Annotated in this window: 19 protein-coding genes; 17 read left to right on the forward strand and 2 right to left on the reverse strand. The window is 35.0% G+C overall.

All coding sequences use genetic code 11. The features are described from left to right. Positions 1–7 precede the first annotated feature (7 nt). From MT489_RS12245 to MT489_RS12290, 9 genes are all read left to right on the forward strand, one after another. Entirely contained in the window at positions 8–1,249 is a 1,242-nt protein-coding gene (locus MT489_RS12245) for an alpha-L-fucosidase (RefSeq protein ID WP_244681842.1), read from the forward strand. Between the two features lie 199 nt (positions 1,250–1,448). Beyond that, positions 1,449–3,758: a helix-turn-helix domain-containing protein gene (locus MT489_RS22155; RefSeq protein ID WP_280518596.1), complete on the forward strand. Its 2,310-nt coding sequence runs from the start codon at positions 1,449–1,451 to the stop codon at positions 3,756–3,758. A gap of 238 nt (positions 3,759–3,996) precedes the next feature. Next, positions 3,997–4,938 (forward strand): ABC transporter permease, encoded by a 942-nt coding sequence (locus tag MT489_RS12260; protein ID WP_244681885.1) that lies wholly within the window; start codon positions 3,997–3,999, stop codon positions 4,936–4,938. Between the two features lie 21 nt (positions 4,939–4,959). Continuing rightward, entirely contained in the window at positions 4,960–5,877 is a 918-nt protein-coding gene (locus MT489_RS12265; RefSeq protein ID WP_370876389.1) for a carbohydrate ABC transporter permease, read from the forward strand. Between the two features lie 38 nt (positions 5,878–5,915). Next, a complete protein-coding gene (locus MT489_RS12270; protein ID WP_244681844.1) occupies positions 5,916–7,595 on the forward strand; it encodes an extracellular solute-binding protein in 1,680 nt (559 codons plus the stop codon). 87 nt (positions 7,596–7,682) lie between these two features. Continuing rightward, on the forward strand, positions 7,683–9,581 hold the full coding sequence (locus MT489_RS12275; protein WP_244681845.1) for a right-handed parallel beta-helix repeat-containing protein: 1,899 nt from the start codon (positions 7,683–7,685) through the stop codon (positions 9,579–9,581). Between the two features lie 26 nt (positions 9,582–9,607). Then, positions 9,608–11,977 (forward strand): glycoside hydrolase family 95 protein, encoded by a 2,370-nt coding sequence (locus tag MT489_RS12280; RefSeq protein WP_244681846.1) that lies wholly within the window; start codon positions 9,608–9,610, stop codon positions 11,975–11,977. Between the two features lie 106 nt (positions 11,978–12,083). Then, on the forward strand, positions 12,084–13,265 hold the full coding sequence (locus MT489_RS12285) for a Gfo/Idh/MocA family protein (protein ID WP_244681847.1): 1,182 nt from the start codon (positions 12,084–12,086) through the stop codon (positions 13,263–13,265). Between the two features lie 71 nt (positions 13,266–13,336). Then, positions 13,337–14,452 (forward strand): GNAT family N-acetyltransferase, encoded by a 1,116-nt coding sequence (locus MT489_RS12290; protein WP_244681848.1) that lies wholly within the window; start codon positions 13,337–13,339, stop codon positions 14,450–14,452. A 67-nt stretch (positions 14,453–14,519) separates the two neighbouring features. Here MT489_RS12290 and MT489_RS12295 read toward each other — a convergent pair whose 3' ends face one another. Further along, positions 14,520–16,160: a DUF4091 domain-containing protein gene (locus MT489_RS12295; protein ID WP_244681849.1), complete on the reverse strand. Its 1,641-nt coding sequence runs from the start codon at positions 16,158–16,160 to the stop codon at positions 14,520–14,522. A 160-nt stretch (positions 16,161–16,320) separates the two neighbouring features. Beyond that, positions 16,321–16,866 (reverse strand): DUF624 domain-containing protein, encoded by a 546-nt coding sequence (locus tag MT489_RS22450; RefSeq protein WP_370876388.1) that lies wholly within the window; start codon positions 16,864–16,866, stop codon positions 16,321–16,323. Between the two features lie 153 nt (positions 16,867–17,019). Between MT489_RS22450 and MT489_RS12300 the strand changes: the two genes are divergently transcribed. The 8 genes from MT489_RS12300 to MT489_RS12335 all read left to right on the forward strand — a co-directional run bounded on the left by MT489_RS12300 (position 17,020) and on the right by MT489_RS12335 (position 25,207). Next, positions 17,020–17,748, forward strand: a complete 729-nt coding sequence (locus MT489_RS12300; RefSeq protein ID WP_280518597.1) for a FadR/GntR family transcriptional regulator — start codon at positions 17,020–17,022, stop codon at positions 17,746–17,748. Between the two features lie 152 nt (positions 17,749–17,900). Beyond that, entirely contained in the window at positions 17,901–18,617 is a 717-nt protein-coding gene (locus MT489_RS12305) for a (Fe-S)-binding protein (RefSeq protein ID WP_244681850.1), read from the forward strand. A 27-nt stretch (positions 18,618–18,644) separates the two neighbouring features. Continuing rightward, the gene (locus MT489_RS12310) at positions 18,645–20,075 is read left to right on the forward strand and encodes a LutB/LldF family L-lactate oxidation iron-sulfur protein (protein WP_244681851.1); all 1,431 of its coding nucleotides are present in this window, start codon (positions 18,645–18,647) and stop codon (positions 20,073–20,075) included. Further along, the gene (locus tag MT489_RS12315; protein ID WP_307415507.1) at positions 20,072–20,791 is read left to right on the forward strand and encodes a LutC/YkgG family protein; all 720 of its coding nucleotides are present in this window, start codon (positions 20,072–20,074) and stop codon (positions 20,789–20,791) included. The genes MT489_RS12310 and MT489_RS12315 overlap by 4 nt, the downstream gene beginning before the upstream one ends. A gap of 265 nt (positions 20,792–21,056) precedes the next feature. Beyond that, positions 21,057–22,265 carry an ROK family transcriptional regulator gene (locus MT489_RS12320; RefSeq protein ID WP_244681852.1) on the forward strand — a complete coding sequence of 403 codons (1,209 nt, stop codon included), beginning with the start codon at positions 21,057–21,059 and terminating at the stop codon, positions 22,263–22,265. A gap of 81 nt (positions 22,266–22,346) precedes the next feature. Further along, positions 22,347–23,168 (forward strand): sugar phosphate isomerase/epimerase family protein, encoded by an 822-nt coding sequence (locus MT489_RS12325; RefSeq protein ID WP_244681853.1) that lies wholly within the window; start codon positions 22,347–22,349, stop codon positions 23,166–23,168. Positions 23,169–23,180: 12 nt separating this feature from the next. Next, positions 23,181–24,155 carry a Gfo/Idh/MocA family protein gene (locus MT489_RS12330; protein WP_244681854.1) on the forward strand — a complete coding sequence of 325 codons (975 nt, stop codon included), beginning with the start codon at positions 23,181–23,183 and terminating at the stop codon, positions 24,153–24,155. A gap of 80 nt (positions 24,156–24,235) precedes the next feature. Continuing rightward, entirely contained in the window at positions 24,236–25,207 is a 972-nt protein-coding gene (locus tag MT489_RS12335) for a Gfo/Idh/MocA family protein (protein ID WP_244681855.1), read from the forward strand.

Below are 25,207 nucleotides of genomic sequence, written 5' to 3' on the forward strand. Positions count from 1 at the left end.
TGTGAAAATGAAAACAACTAATCTAGCAATTCCAACTAAAGCACAACTTGCCTGGCAAGATCTCGATTTAGGTATTTTTTGTCACTTTGGTATTAACACTTTTTGTGATCAAGAATGGGGAGAAGGTACGGATTCACCGGAACTGTTCAATCCAACTGAATTGGATGCAGCTCAATGGGTAAAGCTTGCAAAAGATGCAGGATTCAAATATTTCGTGTTAACAGCAAAACACCATGATGGTTTTTGCCTATGGCCGACTGCGACAACAGATTATTCTGTTAAATCTAGTCCTTGGAAAGATGGAAAAGGCGATGTAGTCCGTGAATGTGCAGAGGCTTGCAAAAATGAAGGCATTCATTTTGGCCTCTATTTATCTCCGTGGGATCGACATGAACCGTGTTATGAAGATGCCGAGGCGTATGATGATTTTTACAGCGAGCAGCTGACAGAACTATTAACACAATATGGACCAATTATGGAAGTGTGGTTTGATGGGGCCGGTTCAGAAGGTAGAGAGTACAACTGGGAAAGAATGATTGGCATCGTAAAAAAATATCAACCGGACGCAATGATTTTCAATATGGGACAACCTACAATCAGATGGGTTGGAAATGAAGAAGGGGTAGCGCCATATCCATGCTGGAACACAGAAAGTGCTGCAAAGATCAGTATGTTCTCAGATGAAAAAGTGAAGTGGCTTCCGGGTACGCCTGAATGGCTTCCAGCTGAATGTGATGTTCCAATTCGCAAGCTTCACTGGTTCTGGCATCCAAACGATGAAGAAAGTCTACGCTCTTTAGATGATTTGATGCATATATATTACAATTCTGTTGGACATGGAACAAACCTTTTATTGAACCTCTCGCCAGATAATCGCGGATTAATTCCTGAAATTGACGCTAAACGACTATTGGAGTTTGGAGCAGAAATCAAAAGAAGATTTTCAAATTCCCTAGGAAGTGTTTCAGGTACTGGAACGGAATTAGAATTATTATTAGAAAATGAATCAACTATTGATCACATTGTTTTAATGGAAGATATAGCATTCGGAGAACGGGTACGCAAATTTGAAGTCTCAGCCTTCATCGATGGAGAATGGAAAATAGTTTTAGAAGGTTCTGCAATTGGCCATAGGTATATAAAACAAATTCCTTCGATCACAACGACTAAATTAAAGTTGTTTGTAGTGGAATCAGTAGAAACGCCGTTGATAAGAGAATTTTCATGTTATATTGCTGGAAAAGGGTAAAAGATTTACCCTTTTTTTTATGGTAAATAAACAAATAATACGAGTCTAAATAAATTCTTACTACGAAACTCTCAACTCCAATTGCATAAAGCATGTGAAGAATTTCCGTCCACTAGCAGACGAATGGCATACCAATAAGTGTTAATAAAGAAAGTCGTTAAAATACCATAAATTAAACAATGGTAGAAAGGAGTATAAGATGCTAAATTACTTTGAAAAAATCCGTATTTTTAGGAAGTTCTTATTTTCATATCTTTTAATCCTGATCATACCATTATTAGCAAGTTTTCTTATTTATCAAATTAATATACTTAAATTAAAAGAAAAAGCCATTGAAACTAGTGAAAATTTATTATATGAAACAATTAATACAATTGATCAAAAGAACGATGACTTAGGAAGGCTTGCATATCAGTTATCACTTGACCTTAATGTTCAAACGTTGATGTTTCAAAAATCAAAAGATGATGCAAATTTAGTTTATGATATTTATAAGGTTCGTAATAGTATTTCACCGTATTGGTTTACAAATAATTCTTTTAGAAATTTTTATATTTATTTTAATAACATTGATATCATTGTTTCACCAGAATCTGCGTATGTACGCCCGAAGGACTTTTATGCACTTTATTCGTATAAAGGTTTGACCTTTGATGAATGGAACAAAATGATAAATCAAGAACATCGATCACGATACTATTTACCTTCAACAACTGTTAGGATAGGAAATAATAATGAATCAGTCATAACATATGTACAATCCCTTCCTTTTAATAACAAAAAAAATCCAAAAGCAAATATTGTAGTTATGATCAAAGAAAATGAATTTACGTCGCTGTTAAACAGGATTTCAACTCAATATGATGGAGCGGCTTTTATATTTGATGAACATGGGCAAATCATTGCAAGTGATAATTTGAAGGAAAATATCATTAGTTTTGATAAAGTTAATAAAAGCTTTACAGTTACCGATAAAAATTATATTTATATACAATCCACATCTAAATTTAATAATTGGACATATGCAGCGATTATTTCAAAGAAAGAACTATCAAAAGATGTAGAATTTATTCGTACGATTAGCTTTATTATCGCCTTAGTTACGATTATTTTAGGTATTTTAGTTGCCCTATTATTTTCATATAGGCAGAGCATCCCTTTAGATCGACTTTTTGGAATTATGAAATTTACAGAAATGAAAAAAGTAAGAAATCCATTTGATTTTTTGCATAGTAGTGTAGAAGAAATGATTATTAGTAATAACCAACTTAGTGATAAAATTCAAAATCAACTGCCCATTTTAAGAGATTCCGTCATTAAGAAGTTAATGTATGGCGATTATTCTTCTTCAAAAGAAACATTGATATTAATAGAACAGTCCATGATTCCATTTAAAGGTGAATTTGGATTTGTAGGGATATTGGAGATAATGAACACGTTAAAAGACATGGCCCTCGAAATGAGTAAAGAAATGATAAATGAAATGAATGTTGCTCAACTAATTATACAAAACGAATTAACAGAAATATGTGGTGAAGAGATCATTTTATCTAATATAGGTACAGATCAAGTTGCTTTTATAAAATCATATGATGAAAATCCTACATCAGATGATTTAAAAAAAATGGAAATAAATCTTTCTAAATTAATGAAACAGCTGGAAAATAAGTATAGTATCAAAGTGAATATTGGAATTGGAAGAAAGTATGATCAATTATTAAAAATACATCAATCATATGAAGAGGCAAAATCAAGTTTACCTTTAATACAGAGCTTAGAGCAAAGACCAAAAATATATAAATATGAAGATTCTTTTCATGGGGAAGTTATTGAATTTTACTATCCTATTGAACTAGAGTATCGCTTAATAAATGCTGTAACAGATGGAGAACTTGAAGAAGTAGACAGATTGTTAGAGAAATTGTATAGTGATAATGTTACGAAACGAATCATTACACCAAATATGGGTTATCAAATTTTGGAATGTTTGAAAAGCACTATATTACGAGTACTTGCTAAAAACTCACAAATTAATCCAGTAATTGTTGAAGAGATATATAACCAGTTTGAAGAATTATTGAATAAAAAAATGGAGTTTACTTCATCTTTTGAACTGGTTAGAAAATTATTACTTGAAATTACAGAAAGTATTCATGAACGAAAGTTTGCTGGCAATATGCAAATGCTTAAAAAAATTAAAGAAACGATAAAGATAAATTTTAGTGATCCAGATTTATGTTTATATAAAATATCTGAAGCTGTAAATTTACCAGAAAAGATGTTGCCGACAATCTTTAAAGAATATGTAGGAATAAATATTTCAGATTATATTGAGGATGTACGAATAAATTTCGCAAAGACAAAATTAGGGGAAACAACCCTATCGATAGAAGAGATTGCTGAACAAGCAGGATATAATAGCGCTCACTCGTTTAGAAGGGCATTTAAACGAAAAACTGGAACTTCACCTTCTGATTTTAGAAAAATGGTGAAAAATATAAATAAATGAACTGCTTTCAAGAATGTGTACCTTTTTAAAAAATTGTACGTTTTCAAGCTTTTAAGAAGAGAAACCCTTATAAATAAAGGGTTTTTTTTTGTACCTTTATAAAAAAGTGTCTGTTTTCAAAATTATAAGTCATCATTTATGATAGCGGTAACACAAATGAGGCTTTGGTCATCTGTGTATACATCAAATGATTAGAAGGGGTGAAAAAGTGGAGTTTAGAGAAGTAAATGGTAATGTTATTCAACGAGATTTGAAAAGCACCATTGTAAGAAGTAAGCGATCTCCATGGAAAAAAATTAAAAGACATTGGCAATTATATTTTTTAGTAATAATTCCGTTACTTTTCCTTATTACTTTTAAATATGTTCCGATGGCGGGAGTCATTATTGCCTTTAAAGACTATAGCGTTATAAAAGGGATAATGGGAAGTGAATGGGCAGGTTTAAAGTATTTTAAGTATTTTTTTGAAAGTCCCAACTTCTCATTATTAATAAAAAATACGTTGGGTTTAAGTCTTTATGGTTTTGTAGTTGGTTTCATTTGTCCCATTATCTTAGCACTGGCTCTGAATGAAGTGGCGAGTGCTCGATTTAAGAAGTTGGTTCAAACAGTGACCTATGCTCCATTCTTTATTTCAACTGTAATAATGGTCTCAATTATTATTTTATTTTTGTCCCCAAATGCTGGATTAGTTAATAATATACTTGGTTTATTAGGCATTGGACCTATTAATTTTATGGGAAATCCTGCTTACTTTAAATCTATATATGTTTGGTCCGATGTATGGCAAAGTACGGGATATTCAGCCATTATTTATTTAGCAGCCCTCGCTGGGATCGATACATCTTTATATGAAGCAGCACGAATAGACGGAGCAAGCAGATGGCAAAAAATAATAAATATCGATATTCCTGGGATCATGCCAATTATTATCGTATTACTAATCTTAAATATTGGTAATATCATGTCTCTTGGATTTGAGAAAGTTTATTTAATGCAAAATGATTTAAACGCAAGTTCCAGTGAAGTAATTTCTACTTATGTTTATAAAGTAGGACTATTAGGTGCAAACTTTAGCTTTGCCGCAGCTGTTGGATTGTTTAATTCCATTGTTAATCTAATATTAATTTTATCAGCTAATGCGATTTCAAAAAGATTTTCATCATCAAGCTTATGGTAGGGGGTTAGCAATGTGAAAACCATAGCTGAAAATAGTAAAGTAGTCATTCCGAAAAAAAAATCAAAAATAAAAGATTCTTGGTCTGATCGTATTTTTGTGGGAAGCATTTACGTGTTCCTAACATTAGTTCTAGTTGTTGTGCTCTATCCATTAATTTATATACTCAGTGCATCTTTCAGTGATCCTGCTGCAGTTACGTCTGGGAGAGTATGGTTATTTCCGGTAAATCCAACATTGGAAGGGTATACAACTGTATTTAAAAATCCGCAAATTATTCTAGGATTTTCTAATTCATTTTTCTATGCAGTAGTTGGTACACTGATCAGTGTTAGTATTACGATTATGCTAGCTTATCCACTTTCTCGACCAACCTTTTTTGGTAGAAACTTCATTATGATTTTACTTGTTTTTACGATGATTTTTGATGGTGGATTAATTCCGCTTTACCTAGTAGTCAAAAATCTTCAGTTACTTGATACGATTTGGGCTTTACTATTACCATCCGCATTGGCGGTATTTCAAGTAATTATTGCACGAACATTTTTTCAATCGACGATACCTAACGAATTAGTGGAAGCTAGTGAAATGGATGGTTGCAGTGATATTAATTTCATCTTAAAAGTTGTTTTACCATTATCCAAGCCCATCATTGCAGTTTTAGTATTGATGTATGCGGTTGGGAAATGGAACACCTATTTTGATGCTATGATTTATTTGAAATCTGAAGAGTTATTTCCTTTACAGCTTGTTTTAAGAAGTGTTCTTATTTTGAATGTTGACCCGAATGGTGATGTGATGCAACTATTAAAAGCTCAAGGATTAAGAGAGCTAATGAAATATTCCTTAATCGTCATTTCGAGTTTACCAGTTTTAATCATATATCCATTCGTTCAGAAACACTTTGTAAAAGGAGTATTAATTGGATCTTTAAAAGGGTAAGGTCAAAGATTTTATAGAAAAAAAGAGGGGAAATGTATATGAAGAAAGTAAAAATAGTAAGTTTTATTTTGTTAATTGTATTATCACTAGTTTTAACTGCTTGCGTTCCATCAAAAAAAGATACGAATACATCATCTAATAATTCATCAAATAATAATGCTGGCGAAGATGGTCCAATCCCTGTAAGAATTTTTACGCCATTGTTATCATGGGATGGAAAATTTGAAACAGAATTTAACACGTTTACAAAACATGTAGAGGAAAAATTCAATATCAAAATTACTTGGGAATTTGCACCACAAGATGCAGCTAAAGAAAAACAACAATTAGCACTTGCTAGTGGAGATTATCCAGATGCATTTTTATCAGTAACTTGGCTTGATGGTATTTCAAAAGTTGATGCACAAAAATATGGTAAGGAAGGTGTTTTTCTTCCTCTAAACGATTTAATAAATGATCATGCGCCTAACATCGTTAAAGCGATGCAAGACATTCCATATTTGGAAAAGGGGATTACAGCTCCAGACGGTAATATTTATGCATTACCTCAAATCAATGAATGTTATCATTGTTCAAGATATGGTAAAATGTGGATGAATACTGATTGGTTAGAAAAATTAAATTTAGATATGCCAACGAATACTGCGGAATTTAGAGATGTATTACGTGCATTTAAAGCAAACGATCCAAATGGAAATGGAAAGAACGATGAAATCCCGTTGAGCGGTGAAACAACTGAAATTGGAAATAGTCCGAACATCTTTTTAATGAATGCTTTTATTCATAATAACGGAAAAGATAATATTAATGTTGAAGATGGAGAATTGTACTTAGCTGCGATGCGTCCTGAATGGAAAGAGGGACTTAAATATATCAATTCCTTATATGAAGAAGGATTAATTGATACTGGAACGTATACACAGAATATGGAAGCATTAAAACAAATTGGATCACCAGAAGGTGAGGCAGTCCTTGGAGCATCAGCTGCCAATCATTTAGCTGTTTTTATGGATTTGAAAAACGAAAATTCTGCATCTTACAATGTTGTACCACCAATTGAAGGACCACAAGGTGCCAAATTCAATACATCCGATTATGGTAGTATTAGTAACTTTACTTTTGCGATTACAGAAAAAGCAAAAGGGGCAAAAGCAGAAGCATTGATTAAATTAGCTGATTATTTATATACCGAAGAAGGTACAGTTAGAGCAACAAAGGGAATTGAAGGCGTTGATTGGAAATTCGGTGAAGAAGACGATATAGACTTGAAAGGAAATCAAGCGAAATATGCTAGAGTTCCTCAAGATCCAAACAAAGAAGAAGAAGATGAAGAAAATAAGATATATAACACTTGGGGTGAAAAAGGCCCGATCATGCTAACAAGAGAAATTAGGGATGCAACTGCTACTGCAATTGATGAATATTCTCCTGAAGGTTATGAGCGAAGACTTTATAACGCAACATTAAGTTACGATGGTAATGAACCTAAAGAAATATTCCTTGCTGGTTCGGCTTGGGTAGAACCAGAAGAGGCTGAGGAAGTTTCCTTATTACAAATTAATATTAATAAATACATTAATGAAAACATGGTTCAGTTTATTACAGGTACAAAAAATATTGATAGTGAGTGGGATAATTACATTGCCGGGTTTAAGAAACTGAAGGTTGATCGATATTTAGAAATTTATCAAAAGGCATATGATTTAGAAAAAGAATAATATAAGTAAAAAGAATACACTTTTAGGTACCAAATAGAAGTGTATTCTTTTTTTAGTTTATTAGAAGAATGGTTGAGGTGCTATTTTATGAGAGGAAATGCGAGAACTATCAGCATAGTTAATTACGGTGGAAAACCAAATACACGAAGTGATCATTCACCTATTGTTTATTCAATGCTCGAGGATATTAAAAGGTTGACAGAGGGTAAGATTATCATTGATTTTCCAAAAGGAGTTTATCACTTTTATCCGGATTGCGCTCCTAAAAGGGCATTCCATACTTCGAATACAGACACAATCAGACATCCAATAAAAACGGTTTGTTTTTTAATAGAACATGTTGAAAACGTTACAATTGAAGGAAATGGTTCCATGTTTATTTTTCATGGAGATGTTATGGGGTTAGGGATTTTTCATTCGAAAAATATACATCTTAAAAACCTATCATGGGATTATGAAGTATCCACGTTATCAGAATTAGTCGTTCAAAGTACTTATGAAAAAGATGATCATTTTTATGCTGATTGTCGAATCAATGAAAATTTCCTATATGAAATACGAGATCAGAAGTATTTTTATTGGTTAAGTGAAAAGAGTCCTTATACAAATGAATATTACTGGGAAGATGAAGATTCTAAAAATGATATGGTTATTGTTGGGTTTGATGAAACAAGTGGTGTGAAAAGAAGATTTGCAGTAAATGAGGGACCTTTTGCAGAGAATAAAATGAAAATCGAAGAGCACGGTAAAGGAAATATTCGTATTTTTTATGATCAATCACTTCCGAAAGCAATAGTACCAAATCGTGTCTTTGAATTTTGTAAAGTCATTGATCGGAATACGGCAGGTGCTTTAATTTGGGAAAGTGAAGAAATATCATTTGAGCAAGTAACGATTCATTATTTGCACGGTTTTGGATTTTTAATCCAGATGAGTGGCGACATTTCATTTGCAAAGACCCATTTCATTCCTAACGAAGCATTAGGAAAACATGGATCTAGTTTTGCTGATTCCATTCATGTTTCCGGAGCGAAAGGAAAAATAATAATTGATAATTGCAATTTTGCCCATCCACATGACGATCCCATTAATATTCACGGTACATTTACAAGGGTAGAAAAAATAATCGATGAATATTCGATTGAAGTAAAATACGCACATCACCAGCAGGCTGGATTTCCTCAATATCACATAGGAGATAAAGTTGCTTTCTTTAATCGAAGAACGATGGGAGAGGATTTTGAAGAGTATGAAGTGAAAGATGTCACACATCCTGGACAAAATGGAAATGATCTTAAAACGATGCAAGTAACCTTCGATAAAAAGTTGCCATTTGAGTATATCCAAAGTGAAATCGATGAATTTCTATATGTCATGGAGAATGTGACGTATACACCGGAAGTAATCATTACGAATAATACATTTGCCCATATTCCAACAAGAGGAATATTATGCACAACCCGTCGAAAAGTATTGATTGAAAAGAATAATTTTCAAAATATTACAATGAGTACAATATTTATTTCGAATGATTCGAACGATTGGTATGAATCAGGTCCTGTAAGAGATATGACTATTCGCGGGAATATATTTGATATCACTCCTGTTGAAGGGTGGAATGATCGAAAACCTGCTATTCATATTCATCCGATACCTTTAGGGGAGGAAATTTCACCCGTTGCCATTCACAAAAATATTACGATTGAAGATAACATCTTTTTCATGCATCATGAAAGTGTAGTTCTAGCTGAGAATGTGGAGAACTTAATCATTCGAAATAATAAAATCATTAATATGGAAGGGAAGAATGTAGAGGAAAACAGATTATTGTATGAATTCAATACATGTAAAAATGTAATTCTCACTAAAAATACTTACAAAAGATTCAAGAATGTCTCTACTAAAATCCGTGGAATGAAAGACCGTGACATTCATAACGATGATCAAATTACAATAATGAAAACAAATAGCGCTTTAAAAATCTAAACATTGTAGAGAAGGGAGATTGTAAATTGAAGAATTTAATGTACAGAAAAGCTGCTAAAGTATGGACGGAAGCTTTGCCTCTTGGAAATGGAAGATTAGGAGCGATGCATTTTGGTGGTGTTGAGGTAGAGCAGTTTCAATTGAACGAAGACACGTTATGGTCCGGTCCTCCGTCAAAGGATAAAAAGTATGATGACAGGGAATCGCTTAAAAAGGTAAGAAAATTAATAGATGAAGAGAATTATGAAGAAGCAATAAGTGAAACGAAGAATATGTTTGGTTCGTATACACAATCCTATATGCCACTTGGCGATATGAAAATCCATTTCTTGCATGGGAATATTGCTAGGAATTATGAAAGAAGCTTAGATATTCGACAAGCGGTTTCATCGGTAAAGTATTCGGTAGGAAATGTACATTTTAAGAGGGAAGCTTTTATATCTTATCCACACCAAGTACTCGCCATTCAATTGACGAGTTCGGAAGAAAATAGTTTGCATTTCGATATATTACTAGAGAGTATATTGAAAAATAGAACGGCAAACTCAGAAAATGAATTAATATTACAAGGAATTTGTCCTGAATACTGTGCACCAAACTATTTCAATGAAGATAAACAACCAATTGTTTATGGTGAATTTGAAGAGACTAAAGCGATTCATTTTGAAGGTAGATTAGGTGTCGTTATAGATGCAGGAGAAAAGAAAATTCAAAATGGAAAAATTTCAATACATAATGCGTCTAAAGCTACTATCTATTTTTCAGTAGCTACTTCATTTAATGGTTTTGATCAATTGCCCGGGAAATATTTTGGCGATTTGACTCGAAAAAATGAAGAGATTCTAGCTCAAGCTATGAGTATTTCATATGAGCAGTTAAAAGCTGAACATATTAGAGATTATCAAAGTCTTTATAACCGTGTTGAATTATCTTTGGAATGTAATAAACCTGAAGAGATTCTTGATACGGATGAAAGAGTGAAAAAGAATGGTTCAAGCGATTTAGGAATGGTTGAACTATTATTCCAATATGGGCGCTACTTATTGATTTCGTCATCGAGGGAAGGAACACAGCCTGCCAATCTGCAAGGGATTTGGAATGACTTGACTCGTGCACCGTGGTCATCCAATTACACAGTAAACATTAATGCAGAAATGAATTATTGGCCAGCTGAAATAACGAATTTAGCAGAATGTCATCGCCCTTTATTAAAACTTGTAAGTGAATTAGCGGTAAATGGTGAGAGGATGGTAAGTGATCGCTATGGATTAAGAGGATGGACAGCTCACCATAACACTGATCTATGGAGACATGCTGATCCAGTTGGTGGAGATCGTCATGGGGATCCAATATGGGCGTTTTGGCCAATGTCAGGCCCTTGGCTATGTCGACATTTATGGGAACACTTTTCGTTTTCTCAAGATCGAACTTTTTTAGAAACTGAAGCACTTCCAATTATGAAAGGCGCAGCTGAATTTTGTTTAGATTGGTTAATAGAAGATGAAAATGGCTATTTGACAACCTCGCCCTCAACTTCTCCGGAACATCTCTTCTATACGGACAAAGGACAGGTGGGCTCAGTAACAAAGGGTGCAACGATGGACTTGCAAATCATTTGGGATTTGTTTACAAATTGTATCGAAGCGGCAGCTGTTCTTGATATAGAAGATGAATGGATAGAGAACGTGAAACATGCAAGAGAACGCCTATATCCAATGCAAATAGGTAAATACGGTCAATTACAAGAATGGGCGATTGATTACGAAGACGTTGAACCTCACCATCGCCATGTTTCTCATTTGTACGGTGTTTATCCAGGGACTCAAATAACAGAAGGACCACTATTGGATGCTGTTAAGCAGACGCTTAACCGTAGAGGAGATATGGGAACGGGTTGGAGTCTTGGTTGGAAAATCTGTCTTTGGGCTAGGTTAAAAGATGGTGAACGTGTGAATGCACTGTTTCAACAGTTATTTAACATCGTTGAAGCAAAAAATGAAGTTTTCGTTGGGGGAGGAATATACCCTAATCTTTTGGGAGCACATCCACCTTTTCAAATCGATGGAAACTTCAGCTATACAGCTGGAGTAGTAGAAATGATCATTCAATCTCATAAGGGCTATGTCGAACTTTTACCGGCTCTACCATCAACTTGGATTAAAGGTTCCATTAATGGAATTCGCGTTCAAGGTGGTTTTGAAGTGAATGTGTCTTGGGACAAATTGCGAGTGACGGGGCTAAAAGTAACTTCAAACACTGAAAATCTATTTGTTTTTAAATCTTGCACCTCCGTTATTATTCGTGAAGAAGGTAGAGATGATAAGCGTTTAGACCCTATCGATGGTCTAATTGAAATTGATATGAGTGAAAACCAAACGTATCAATTGCTATTTTAATTATAAAATCTTTGCTATTGCAGACAGCCATAGCCTTAAGATCCAATTGACTAAATTTGAGGGCTATTACAAAAATGAATAGCCCTCTTAAAAAGAGGTGGTACCAGTGAAACAATTAAGAATCGGAATTATTGGTGCGGGTGGTAGAAGCTCCATTGTAGAATATTGGCATAAGCCAGAAGGAAATTCAGTGGTAGTAGGGGCTGCGGATGTATCCTTACAGTTACTGGAAAGATTTAAAAAAGATGTGAATAAAGATGGATTTATTACAACGGATTATAAAGAGTTACTAAAAAGAGATGACATTGATGCAATCGCAATCTTTTCTCCTGATTTCTTGCATGAAGAACATGCAATTGCTGCGCTACGAGCTGGGAAACACGTGTATTGTGAAAAGCCATTAGCCATTACACCAGAAGGATGTGATCGCATTCTCGATGAGTGGAAAAAATCAGGAAAACATTTAATGATTGGATTTAACATGCGCTATATGAGCATGTACCAAACAATGAAAGAAATTATTGATTCAGGAGTCATTGGCGAGATTAAAGCAGTTTGGGTAAGGCATTTTGTAGGGCTTGGTGGCTATTTCTATTATCATGATTGGCATGGAACAGCTGCCAATACTACGTCTCTACTTTTACAAAAAGCTTCTCATGACTTCGATGTTATTCATTGGTTGACAGGGAAATATGCTACGAAAGTTTCAGCATTTGGAAGCTTGGACTATTACGGCGGAGATAAGCCGAATGATTTATATTGCCCTGACTGCGAATTAAAAGATACGTGCCCAGATGTTAGTTTACATCGTCTAACACAATGTGCTTTCCGTGAAGAAATTGATGTTGAAGATAATAATATGGTTATTATGGAATTAGAAGGCGGCATAAAGGCCTCTTATATGCAATGTCATTTTACGCCAGACTATTCTCGTAATTATACTTTTATCGGAACGAAAGGACGCATTGAAAATGATGATGTCAACGATAAAGTGTACGTAAAAACGAGAAAATCAGGTTCATGGCATGAAATGAGCGATATCGTATACGAGATGAAACAAATGGATGGTACACATGGTGGTGCAGACCCACGTATTTGTGAGGACTTCGTCAACTTAGTTTTATACAATAAACAACCTTTAACAACTCCATTTGCAGGCAGAATGAGTGTTGCGGTAGGGTGTGCGGCAACTGAATCCATTCGTAATGGAGGGAAGGTTGTCCGAATCGATCAAGGAAACCATAATCCGACTCTTGAAACGATCTCAATGTCCGAACTCAATGGCTAGAAATATTATAATGAATGACAGGGGCTGAGGTTCAAGCCCCTTTTTGAGATACTTATAAATGAGGTGATTCCATGGATAAAATTGAAATAAGACCAATACATAATGACGGGGAGCTTGGACAGCTTTATGAACTATGGGGAAAGGTATTCCCTGAAGATAAGTCTTTTTTTCAAGAACGATTGGAGATTGAAGACGATTATAATTATAAATCTACATGGATTGCAAACGTAAATGGAGAAATTGCGGCCGCGGTTCAGATTTTTCCTTATTATATCAACTATGAAGGTGTCATATTAAAGGTAGGAGGAATTGGAAATGTAGCAACCCTTCCAGAATTTCGTGGAAGAGGTCTAACTCATACAATCTTGAAAAGACAAATAAAATGGATGGAAGATAACGATTTTGATTTGTCTTTGCTTTTTGCTGGTATTAACCCTTTTTATGAAAAACTTGGATGGCATACGATTCCAACGCATTATAAGGTTTTAAGAAAAATTCCTGAAATTCCTGAAAATCAATACACAATTTCACCATGTGTTGAGTCGGATTTTGAAGAAATAAAAGCCTTGTATGATAAGTTCAGTAAGAATTTCGTTGGAACTCGGATACGATCTTCTTCTTATTTCGAAGCTCAAATAAAAAGGACATCAAACCTCCTTATGGCCAAGAATCATGATAAAATCAGTGCGTATTTAAGCTATCGTCTTTATGGAAATAAAATTATAATCAATGAATGTTGCTATTTAGAAGGTCATGAAAATGCCGTTCTTTCGCTATTAAATAAAATAAATCATTATGACGGTATCAGAATTGACTTACCAAGCAATCACATACTTTCAGGTTATTTTCAAAATTGGGGAGCAGAAGAAGTAGCTGAAACCTCAGGTATGTGGAAAGTCATTAATTATCACGGATTAATGAATAAATTAAGACCGGTTTTCATAAAAAGGACCGAATCTGAAGCTGTGAACTATACAATACTCTTGCAATGTGGCGAATCAGATGAAGTTCTATTTACAAAAAAAGAAGGCATCGTGGAAATGATTAAACCGACGGATTCGTTTGCTTATAATGAATTAATTAAATTGAACGAAAGTACATTTATTACGATGTTACTTGAGGGTTCGAAAGAGAACAAGCTGTTTCCCAAGGTGAACTATCTATTTTGTGGGACAGACTCTTTTTAAGCTAGATCGATATTTCAAAAAGTTAACAAAAAAGGCGACGGAGAAATTGTTTCCATCGCCTTTTGAATTATTCACTTAAAGCCCGTTCTAATTCTCTATTAATCTCTTCTCTCACATTAAAAATATATTCCTTGTCTTTCGGATATTCAGTAAAAGTGATAGATTGAGACTTTTCAATCATATTCAAAACAAAATCTTTTCCTTTTAATTGAGCAAGCCATTGAAACGCACGCAAATCTTGTAATGCTTGATAAAAGATCCGAGAACGAATGGACGGAATCGCTTCTCCGTTTTTTCCAGGATAGACGAGGAACGTATCGCCTGAAGGAAATGCACCTTTTGCATCCGTAATGACATAAGGATCAATTGGCTCTATCGAGTATTGGCTATTGTAAAAATTATATCCCCAATGAAGAAATCCTTCGATATCGTATTTAAATAATTGTGTAGCAATGATTCGGTTTCTTGCTGAAGGCATGGACATGAATCGATTACTAACTTTTTGATTTTGTGCACAGCAATAATATGTCCATAAATTAGAGACATGGTTATCGAGAAACTCTTGTATATGATCATTTGCCACAACAGGTTTCGTAACGATGCCTTTTTGATAGAATGAATAATCACTTAATGCATCAATGATTTTAAAGTCTTTTAAATAAGGTTCTGCCAGCTCTTTCGCTTTTGCGTAAGTCGTAATGTTGGAATTGTTTGGTTCATCGGAAATATGAAAATACACTTTCTCCGCATCCCAGTTTGCTTTTAAAAACTCAGTTAACTCAGGTAGAAATGACTCTAAAAATAAACGATATTCATTACTGTCAGCCGATACATCCCAACCAAATTTTCTTATAAGAACTCCATCTTCCTCAACCATTATTTTCGGAGTAAATTCAGCACCCCATTGTGTAAATAGGTGTGCAATTTCAATATATTTAATACTGTTTCGTTCGCAAATATCTAGCCATTTTTTAAGCGATGAAAAATCAAATGAATACGTACCATCTTCATAAGAAATTTTTACAAGCTGAACCGTTGTTCGTTCCCCACCAACTTTCGTATCCAAAGGTGGTGTGAATATTGGGGTAAGAAGCATATTTATTCCGTTTTCGTTTGCTGTACGAATGAAATTTTCGATGATTCGCCAATGTTCTTCTGAAAAAGCTTCAACTTCATAATAATTTGCTAAACTATCAGTATGGAACCATTGTGTATGGATCAGTTTTTGCTCAGGTAAATCGTAGGGAATGACTTGAATAGTTAAAGATTGATTGTAAATGGACTGATGATTTTCATCAGTAATATGTAATGATACCGTCTTTTCACCCACAGCATTTTCTCTTGGACAAACATCAATCCAAATCGCGTTCCAGCCATCTGATTCAAGTTCAATGACATCAGACACTACAGGTTCTAACAAGTCTGGAAATAAACCTGGTTCAATAGAAAGGTAATTTTCATCGTGTGAATCGGGATAGGCTGGTAGACTAGAAGGCACCTTTTTCACATGGCTGATGGATGTTAGGACCGTATCGTCTGCTTCCACTCCAATATGAATTCTTTTATTATCAGTAGATCGATACGCTAATTGAAAAGAAAATTGTTCATTTTGAAAAATAGAAATAGTTTTCATAGCTAGCGCATTTGGTTGGTTATGAGGAAATACTTTTTCTAAAGAATCTGTTAATTGAAATTCTAGATTAGACATTAAAAAGCCTCCATTTTTTTATCTATTTCATTATTATAGTACACTGCTTGACTCTACATAAAAAGATGAATTTTAGAAAAATATTAAATAGAAGAGAATTAAATAGTTTTAATAGAAGACAAGCCACTATTGTTCATATCAACTTAAGGCATGATGATATTTACTCTTTAACTTTCAATTTATTAAATTTAACATCTGCTATCCAATAAATGATATAAGCTGAAACGCTAAAAAAGAAAAATACAAATAAAATGATAAATCTTAACGATAAGGTAGTCCATGCTGCTAAAAGAATTAAACAAAATAGAGACAAGTGAATCTTGAATAATCCGACTTGAAGGCTAGAAATACATAGACGCTTAAAAGATGTTTTTAAATGAACCATTAATGGATAAATACTAATGCAACAAATCATAAACAAAAAAATGATAAACATTAGAGCAACAAAGATGACGGTTTTATATGATATATCGGTATGATATAAGAGATAAAAATCGAAAACTAAAAACCCACCAATAAGCGTAGTTAAGATACCGACTAGATAACTTTGTTTCCAATTTTCAGTAAACATTTTCCTGAACTGTGCAACAACATATACATCATTGTTTCTCTTCCACTGTCTTACGACACCGAAAAGCGCGCTAATAGCCGGGAAAATCGTTATAATAGGTATGCAAGAAATAATAAATAAAATATTTAGAAACATGGAATTGAATAGCCAAGTACCTAATCGATAAAAAATACCGTCAATGCTAAAGATCTGGAACACCCCATGTTCAAAAAGATGGTAAGTTACGATTTGCTTATTATATCATAATCTTCCAGGATCGATTTGCTTTTTTAGAAAGGGGATATTGGATTGAAATACAAAGAAATAAAACAAACTAAACTATATGAAAAAGTGGCAGAAGCCATTCACGAGATGATTCGGTCTGGTCAATTAAAGCCAGGGGATAAATTAGATTCCGTCGAACAACTTGCAGAAAATTTTCAAGTTGGCCGTTCAGCGATCAGAGAAGCTTTATCAGCACTAAGAGCTATGGGACTTGTAGAAATGAAGCAAGGAGAAGGGACTTATATAAAGGAGTTTAGCTCTGATCAAATTGCATTTCCCTTGTCCACAGCGATTTTGATGAATAAGAACGATGTAGAGAATCTCTTAGAAGTTAGAAAAATAATCGAAGCAGGCACTGTTGTTTCCGCTAGTAAAAAAAGAACAAACGAAAATTTAAAAGCAATGGAAATAGCTTTGGATGAAATGAAAAAAGCAAATGGCAACGAAGAATTGGGAGAAAAAGCAGATCTAGATTTTCATCTTGCCATAGCAGAAGCGTCGCAAAATCAGCTTCTAGCCAGCTTGTTAAATCATGTTTCTGGTCTTATGCAAGAAACGATGAAGGAAACAAGAAGACTATGGCTTTATTCAGGACAAACAACAACGGAAAAACTATATGAAGAGCATAAACATATTTATAAGGCTATTTTTCACGGTGATGAGAATGCTGCTAGAAAAGCAATGGTGCAACATCTAGAAAATGTAGATCAAGTTTTAGGTGAATATTTTGAGAAGAGCAATAAGATTCAGTGATAAAAGACGATATCGTTCACAGATGAAAAGTTAAACTGAACGAGTCGTCTAAAAGTTTTTTTATAGTCATCAGATGACCTGTTGACTATAAAGCTTGATAGGAATAAAGTAGATTTATATGAAACTTCATTAATTGAGAGCGGGTGATAAATTTGAAAGTCAGTCTTTTTGCTACATGTTTAGTTGATATGTTTCATAGTCATGTTGGTAAATCAGCAGTTGAGTTATTAGAACGGCTTGGATGCGAAGTTGATTTTCCTGAGTCGCATGTTTGCTGTGGTCAGCCTGCTTATAATAGTGGATATGTAAAAGATTCAAAGGAAGCAATGAAAAGAATGATTAAAGCCTTTGAAGATGCGGAATATGTCGTTGGTCTTTCAGGATCATGTGCCTATATGTTTCATGAATATGAGAATATTTTCAAAGGAGATCCAGTTTGGGAACCTAAGGCAAAAGCTCTTAAACTAAAAACATATGAATTAACCGAATTTATTGTAGACGTATTAAAGGTTGAAGATGTCGGAGCAACTTTTAAAGGACATGTTACGTACCATACCTCCTGTCATATGACTAGGCTGTTAGGAGTAACTGAAGCTCCTATGAAACTTTTAAAAAATGTGAAGGGGCTTGAATATACGGAGCTGCCTGGAAAACATCAATGCTGCGGATTTGGTGGAACTTTTTCAGTGAAAATGTCCCAGATTTCCGAGCAAATGGTAGACGAAAAAGTACAACATATAGATGAAACGGAAGCGGAATATTTAATCGGTGCAGATTGTGGATGTTTAATGAATATTGGAGGAAGACTCGACCGAGTTGGAAAACCTGTAAAAGTAATGCATATAGCTGAAATATTAAATAATCGTTAATTTTGATAAAAAAGCGGGGTGATCATAATGCCTATGAAAATTGATACTGGTAATTTCAAGGAGCGTGTAGATACGGGAATTCATAATACTTTTATGAGAGGAGCCGTTTCGAGCGCACAGGAAAGACTGCAGACAAGAAGGCTGGATCAAGCGAAAGAACTGGGAAACTGGGAAGAGTGGCGTTCTCTTGGAGAAGAGATTCGGCAGCATGTTTTGCAAAATCTCGATTACTATTTGTATCAATTAAGTGAAAATGTCTCAAAAAGAGGCGGGCATGTTTTCTTTGCTGAAACACCTGAGGAAGCCAATGAATACATCCGTGGTGTAATCGAAAAGAAAAATGCTAAAAAAGTCGTAAAATCAAAGTCTATGGTAACGGAAGAAATTAATTTGAACCCGTGCCTCGAGGAAGCTGGATGTGAAGTTATTGAAACGGATTTAGGAGAATACATTCTTCAAATAGATGATCATGATCCGCCATCACATATTGTCGCTCCTGCATTACATAAGAATAAAGAGCAGATTAGGGACGTTTTTACGGAAAAATTAAACTATCAACAGACAGAAAAGCCAGAGGAATTGGCATGGCATGCGAGACAAATGCTTCGAAATGAATACTTGACAGCTGATGTTGGAATCACGGGGTGTAATTTTGCCGTAGCCGAAACTGGATCAATTTGTTTGGTGACAAACGAGGGAAATGCTGATCTCGTCACGGCTTTACCAAAGACTCAAATCACCGTAATGGGTATGGAAAGGCTTGTTCCTACATTTGAAGAATTGGAAGTCTTAGTCGGCTTACTTACTAGAAGTGCAGTTGGTCAGAAGTTAACAAGCTATATTACTGTATTAACAGGTGTAAAAGATGAGGGGGATGTTGACGGTCCCGAAGAGTTTCATTTAGTCATAGTTGATAATGGAAGGTCGGATATTTTAGGTGGAGAGTTTCAATCAATTCTTCAGTGTATTCGCTGTGCTGCTTGCGTGAATGTATGCCCTGTTTATCGTCATGTAGGGGGACATTCATATGGTTCGATTTATTCAGGTCCTATAGGGGCAGTCCTTTCTCCTTTATTAGGAGGCTATGATGACTATAAGGAACTGCCTTATGCTTCAACATTGTGTGGGGCTTGCACAGAGGCTTGTCCTGTTAAAATTCCACTTCATGATTTGTTGCATAAGCACCGTCAAGTCATCGTTGAGAAAGAAGGAAGGGCGCCAATCTCTGAAAAGCTTGCTATGAAAGCATTTGGCTTAGGTGCCGCTTCGCCGTCCCTTTACAAATTAGGTTCCAAAATAGCTCCTACTGCCATGAATCCTTTTACAGACGGTAACAAAATATCAAAAGGGGTTGGCCCATTAAAAGCTTGGACTGAAATTCGAGAATTCCCTGCTCCGAACAAAGAAAGATTCCGAGATTGGTTTAAAGAACATAAAAAAGGTGGGGATCAATCGTGAGTGGAACAATCCAAAATAGGGAGGCATTCCTAAATAAAATTGCAAGCAGATTAGGAAGAGACAAATTCCAAACAAGTGTTGAAGAACCCAACTGGAGCTATCATCCACAAGATGCAGTATTAAAACATGCCGATTCGGATGAACTACTTGAAGCCTTAAAAACCCAGTGTACAAAAATACACACAGATTTAATTGAAACGAATAAAACGGAATTAATAGATACATTACGAACAATCGTTGCACAATACGGCGGTGGACCAATTGTAACTTGGAAAGATGCGCGATTTGAGGAATATGGACTCTCCTCACTTTTTAATCACATTTGGCCGTCAGAAAATATACAAGTCCACCAATGGAATCCAGAACTAGGAGAGGAAAATATTACTCTAGCAGAAAAGGCAAACATAGGAATTACGATTAGTGATATTACTCTAGCAGAATCTGGTACAGCCGTGTTGTTCAGCAACAAAGATAAAGGGAGAACAGTAAGCTTTTTACCTCTAAAGTCAATCATTATTATGCCCAAAAGTTCAATTGTCCCACGAATGACGCAAGCAGCAAGAATCATCAGAGAAAAAGTGAAACACGGCGAACATCTTGCTTCCTGTATCAATTTTATTACAGGACCTAGTAATTCTGCGGACATTGAAATGAATCTTGTCGTTGGTGTTCATGGACCGGTAAAAGCTGCATATATAATAATAGAAGATTTATAGACTTTTGTTCAATTGAAAAAAATTGAAACAATAATTGATGAAGAACAAGGATGCAAGAAACGAATTCCAATGGGGTAAAAATAGTGAGCTCAATTCCTTATAAATCCTAAACTTTCAACTGAATAAAAGGTTATCAGAACTTTTTTAAAAAAATCAATAATCATACGAAGATTCCATTGAAAAGAATAGCAATATTTGCTATTCTTAAACTTAATAAGGGCACTGGAGAAAGAAACTTATAAAGCGATTTCAGTGGAAGGAGATTATGTTGAAAAGGACAGGTGACCTACAGCTTATTAAGGAACTTAATAAGTCAATCATTTTAGATGTAATTCGAAAAAATGGCCCTATATCAAGGGCTGAAATTGCAAAAAAAGTAAATTTAAGCCCAACGACTGTTACCTCTGCAGTCAGTGACCTTATTCGCGATTCTCTAGTTGTAGAAGGAGGAACAGGCGAATCTAGCGGCGGAAGAAAACCGATTTTAGTTCAATTGAATCCCGATGTTTGTTTCTTAATTGGAGTTGCGATTGATGCATCCAAAATCACTATTGCGGAATTGAATTTAAATGCAAAAGTAAAAAGAAAAGAAGTTCATTCTTTAAAAGAAAACATCGATTTTGATTTTTGTAATGTACTGATTAAGATGATTGATCACTTTTTTAAAAAGTGCAAAAATCTAAATAATTGCCTTGGTATTTCCATCACGATTCAAGGAATTGTCGATTCAGAAAAAGGAATGGTTGCTTATAATCCAAAACTTAAAATTCATAATCTTCCATTAAAAAATGCAATAGAAGACGCTTTTAATATTCCTACATACATAGATAACGATACGAATGGGAGTCTACTTGCGGAGAAAGGTTTTGGAAATTATCAGCAATCTAAAAACTTAATATATGTGACAATCGGAGATGGCGTTGGAGCGAGTATGCTCGTAAATGATTCAATCTTCCGTGGTTTTCATGGAGGAGCTGGTGAGTTCGGGCATACAACCATTGATTATAAAGGTGCTCCATGTAATTGTGGAAACGTTGGCTGCCTTGAAAACTATGTTAGCTGGCGTGCCATTTGTTCTCGAATTGTTTCCGAAATTGAGGCAGGAAACAAATCCCTTTTAGTAGAAGAAGTACATGAAGATTTATCAAAAATAACTCCGGAATTATTTCGAAAGGCCATTTTCGCAGGCGATGTACTAGCAAATACTATTTTAGATGATATGGCTTTTTATCTTGGTACAGGCTTAGTAAATCTCATTCATTTATTTAATCCTGAGAGAATAATATTAGGTGGAGAATTGGCTTTTGAAAATCCGCTTTTAATACAAAAAGTGAATGAACATATTTCTAGATATGCACTGCAAACGCATTCGCGTCAATTAGAAGTATTTCCAAGTTCTTTTGGTAATGATTCAGAAGTCGTTGGCTCTGCTTCACTGTTGCTCCATGAATTATTTCATTTTACATTGAAATAAGCTGGAGCTAGACAGTAAAAGACTAAATTCAATAAAAAATGTATGTTTCTCTACATTTTAAAATAATTTAGGAGGGATTTTATGCTAAAAGGTATTAATCAATGGTGTTATCCTGAAGGAACGCCGATTGAAAAAGTGTTTGAGTATAGTAGAAATGCAGGTTTTGATGCTGTCGAACTTAATTTAAATGAGGCTGGCGGCGTAGGATTAACAGTAGAAACTACAAAGGAAGAAGCTGAAAAAATCGTAGCCTTGGCTACGGAGTATCAATTGCAGCTAAGAAGCTTGTCTACATCCCTTCTTTGGAAAACTCCTTTAAGCTCACCTGATGAAAATGTGAGAAAAGAAGGAATACGTGTTGTTGAAAAAATGTTAGAGATTGCGAGCTTCATAGGAATGGACACGATTCTCCTGGTGCCTGGAGCTGTATCCAAGGAAGTTTCTTATGACGACTGCTATGAGAGAAGTCAAGAAGCAATTAAACAAATCATTCCTACTGCTGAAAAATTTAACGTCAAAATTGGTATAGAAAATGTTTGGAATAAATTTTTACTTTCTCCACTTGAGATGGCTCGATATATTGATGAGCTGGATTCAGAATACATTGGAGCATATTTTGATGTTGGGAATGTATTGCAGTTCGGCTTCCCAGAACAATGGATCAACATTTTAGGGAAAAGAATTTTTAAAATACATGTGAAAGACTTTAGTACAAGGGTTGGAAATATAACCGGTTTCGTCCCTTTACTTGCTGGAGATGTTGATTGGAAATCTGTAAAGCAAGCACTTGAAGAGATTGGGTATGAAGATACACTTACTGCAGAACTATCACCTTATGCCTTGTGCCCAAGCACTTTAGCGGATGATACTGCACGTCATTTGGACGTAATTCTGAGAGCGTAGGGGAGCGAAATTATGGATAAAGTTAAAGTTGGTTTTGTAGGAGTTGGAGGTATTGCTTCAGTCCACTTAAAGAATGTTTCAGAAAATGAACATGCTGAAATTGTAGCCGTTTGCGATATTAATGAAGAAAATGCAAAAAAACAAGGTGAAGCATATAACGCTTCTGTCTACACTGATTTTGATTCAATGCTAGAAAATGAACAATTTGATGCACTTTTTTTGAGTATTCCTCCATTTGCACATGGTGAAATTGAGGAAAAAGCGGTTAAAAAGGGGATTCATCTACTTGTAGAAAAACCGGTAGAACTGGACCTTGAAGTCGCGAAGAAAAAAGCACAAGTTATTCGTGAATCAGGTGTCATCAATGCGTCTGGATATTGTCTTCGTTATTTAGATACAATCCAAAAGGCGAAGGAATATTTAGCTGATAAAAAGATTGCGATGGTACGAGGTCAATATATTTCTAGTTTTGTACAAACACCTTGGTATCGAATTATGAGTAAGTCAGGTGGCCAATTGGTTGAACAGGCTACTCATGTAATGGACTTGATGACATACCTTGGAGGAGAAATTGAGAAGGTTAATGCCAATATGTCACTTCAAGTTATGGAGACAATCGAAAATATTGATATTCCAGATGTAACGTCTGTTAACGTAACTTTTTCATCAGGTGCAGTAGGACATTTAGACTGTTCTTTCACTCAACCTGATCATCGTATGGGTGTTGAAGTGTTAGGGCGTGATTTCCGTGTTGAGTTAGTTGGGACAACTCTTAAAATAGTTGAAAAAGGTAACACAGAAACCTATGAGTCTAAGGTTGATTTTTATGAGGTTCAAGACCGTGCTTTCATTGAGGCGGTAAGAACGAATAATCAGGAACTAATCTTAGCTTCTTATGAAGAGGGATTGAAAACTTTAGCGTTAACCCTTGCTGCTAATCAATCAAATCAAGAAGATAAAACGATTAGAATGTCTGAATTAAACTAACTTTTACTACATGATTTTTATGGAACAATTTCATAAAAATCTACAAGGCGTCATTGATAATATGTGAGGTGGAAGAGTAAATGAAAATTGCTGTAGTCGGTTCAGGGAAACTTGGCCAAAGACATTTATCTGCTTGGTCAAAAATCGAGGGAATCGAAATCGTCGGAGTGATTGCCCGTAACCAAGAAAGACTAGAAAAAGTGGCTAGTGAATATGGAACAAAAGCTTTTAATAGTATTGATGAGCTTGTTGCCAATACAGAGGTAGATGTGTTTGATATTTGTACACCAACTCATACACATGCTGCTCTCGTTATGGAAGCGGCAAATCAAAAGAAGCACATTATTTGTGAAAAGCCATTAGCTTTAACGAGTGAAGAAGCGGAAGATATCATTAAAGTTTGTGCTGAAAATAATGTTCAATTACTTGTTGCTCAAACTCTTCGATTCTTCCCAGAATACGTAAATGCAAGAGAGCAAGTGAAAAATGGAGCCATTGGGAAGCCGGGTGTGATGAGATTATCTAGAGGAGTTCCATATCCAGCGAAAGATTCTTGGTATACCGATGAGTCAAAAAGCGGCGGTTTATTTATGGATCTAGGTGTTCATGATTTGGATTGGGTACTATGGACATTTGGTGATGTAGAAAGAGTAATGGCTAAAAGAGTACAACGAAGCGGCTTAGAGTATGGTTTTATTAATCTAAAGATGACTGATGGAACGATTGCACATGTTGAACTATCGTGGGCAGAGACGAAATTTAAAGCTTCCTTTGAATTGACAGGCGATAAAGGGATGATTACATACGATCACGATGACAGCAATCCATTAGTCGTTCAATTCCGTTCAGATGAGAATGCCCAAATTCCAAGAAGTATCATGGAGAAAGATCCATACCAACGCCAATTGGAGCATTTTGTACAATGTATTTCTGGAGAGGCACAACCAATCGTGACGGCAGAAGATGCTTTGAAGGTTATAAAGGTTGTCGAAGCTGCTGTTAAATCTGCTGAAGAAGGACAACCTGTCACTCTAGGAAAAGGAGGAAATTAA

Origin of the sequence: Lederbergia wuyishanensis (assembly GCF_022900255.1) — a bacterium.
Taxonomy (GTDB): domain Bacteria; phylum Bacillota; class Bacilli; order Bacillales; family Bacillaceae_C; genus Lederbergia; species Lederbergia wuyishanensis.

Excerpts from the sequence above, each read along its gene's own strand:
- MT489_RS12270 (WP_244681844.1), top strand. The coding sequence starts at position 5,916 with ATGAAGAAAGTAAAAATAGTAAGTTTTATTTTGTTAATTGTATTATCA.
- MT489_RS12245 (WP_244681842.1), top strand. The coding sequence starts at position 8 with ATGAAAACAACTAATCTAGCAATTCCAACTAAAGCACAACTTGCCTGG.
- MT489_RS12335 (WP_244681855.1), top strand. The coding sequence starts at position 24,236 with ATGAAAATTGCTGTAGTCGGTTCAGGGAAACTTGGCCAAAGACATTTA.
- MT489_RS12290 (WP_244681848.1), top strand. The coding sequence starts at position 13,337 with ATGGATAAAATTGAAATAAGACCAATACATAATGACGGGGAGCTTGGA.
- MT489_RS12310 (WP_244681851.1), top strand. The coding sequence starts at position 18,645 with ATGCCTATGAAAATTGATACTGGTAATTTCAAGGAGCGTGTAGATACG.
- MT489_RS12325 (WP_244681853.1), top strand. The coding sequence starts at position 22,347 with ATGCTAAAAGGTATTAATCAATGGTGTTATCCTGAAGGAACGCCGATT.
- MT489_RS12275 (WP_244681845.1), top strand. The coding sequence starts at position 7,683 with ATGAGAGGAAATGCGAGAACTATCAGCATAGTTAATTACGGTGGAAAA.
- MT489_RS12295 (WP_244681849.1), bottom strand. The coding sequence starts at position 16,160 with ATGTCTAATCTAGAATTTCAATTAACAGATTCTTTAGAAAAAGTATTT.
- MT489_RS12320 (WP_244681852.1), top strand. The coding sequence starts at position 21,057 with ATGTTGAAAAGGACAGGTGACCTACAGCTTATTAAGGAACTTAATAAG.
- MT489_RS22450 (WP_370876388.1), bottom strand. The coding sequence starts at position 16,866 with ATGTTTCTAAATATTTTATTTATTATTTCTTGCATACCTATTATAACG.
- MT489_RS12330 (WP_244681854.1), top strand. The coding sequence starts at position 23,181 with ATGGATAAAGTTAAAGTTGGTTTTGTAGGAGTTGGAGGTATTGCTTCA.
- MT489_RS22155 (WP_280518596.1), top strand. The coding sequence starts at position 1,449 with ATGCTAAATTACTTTGAAAAAATCCGTATTTTTAGGAAGTTCTTATTT.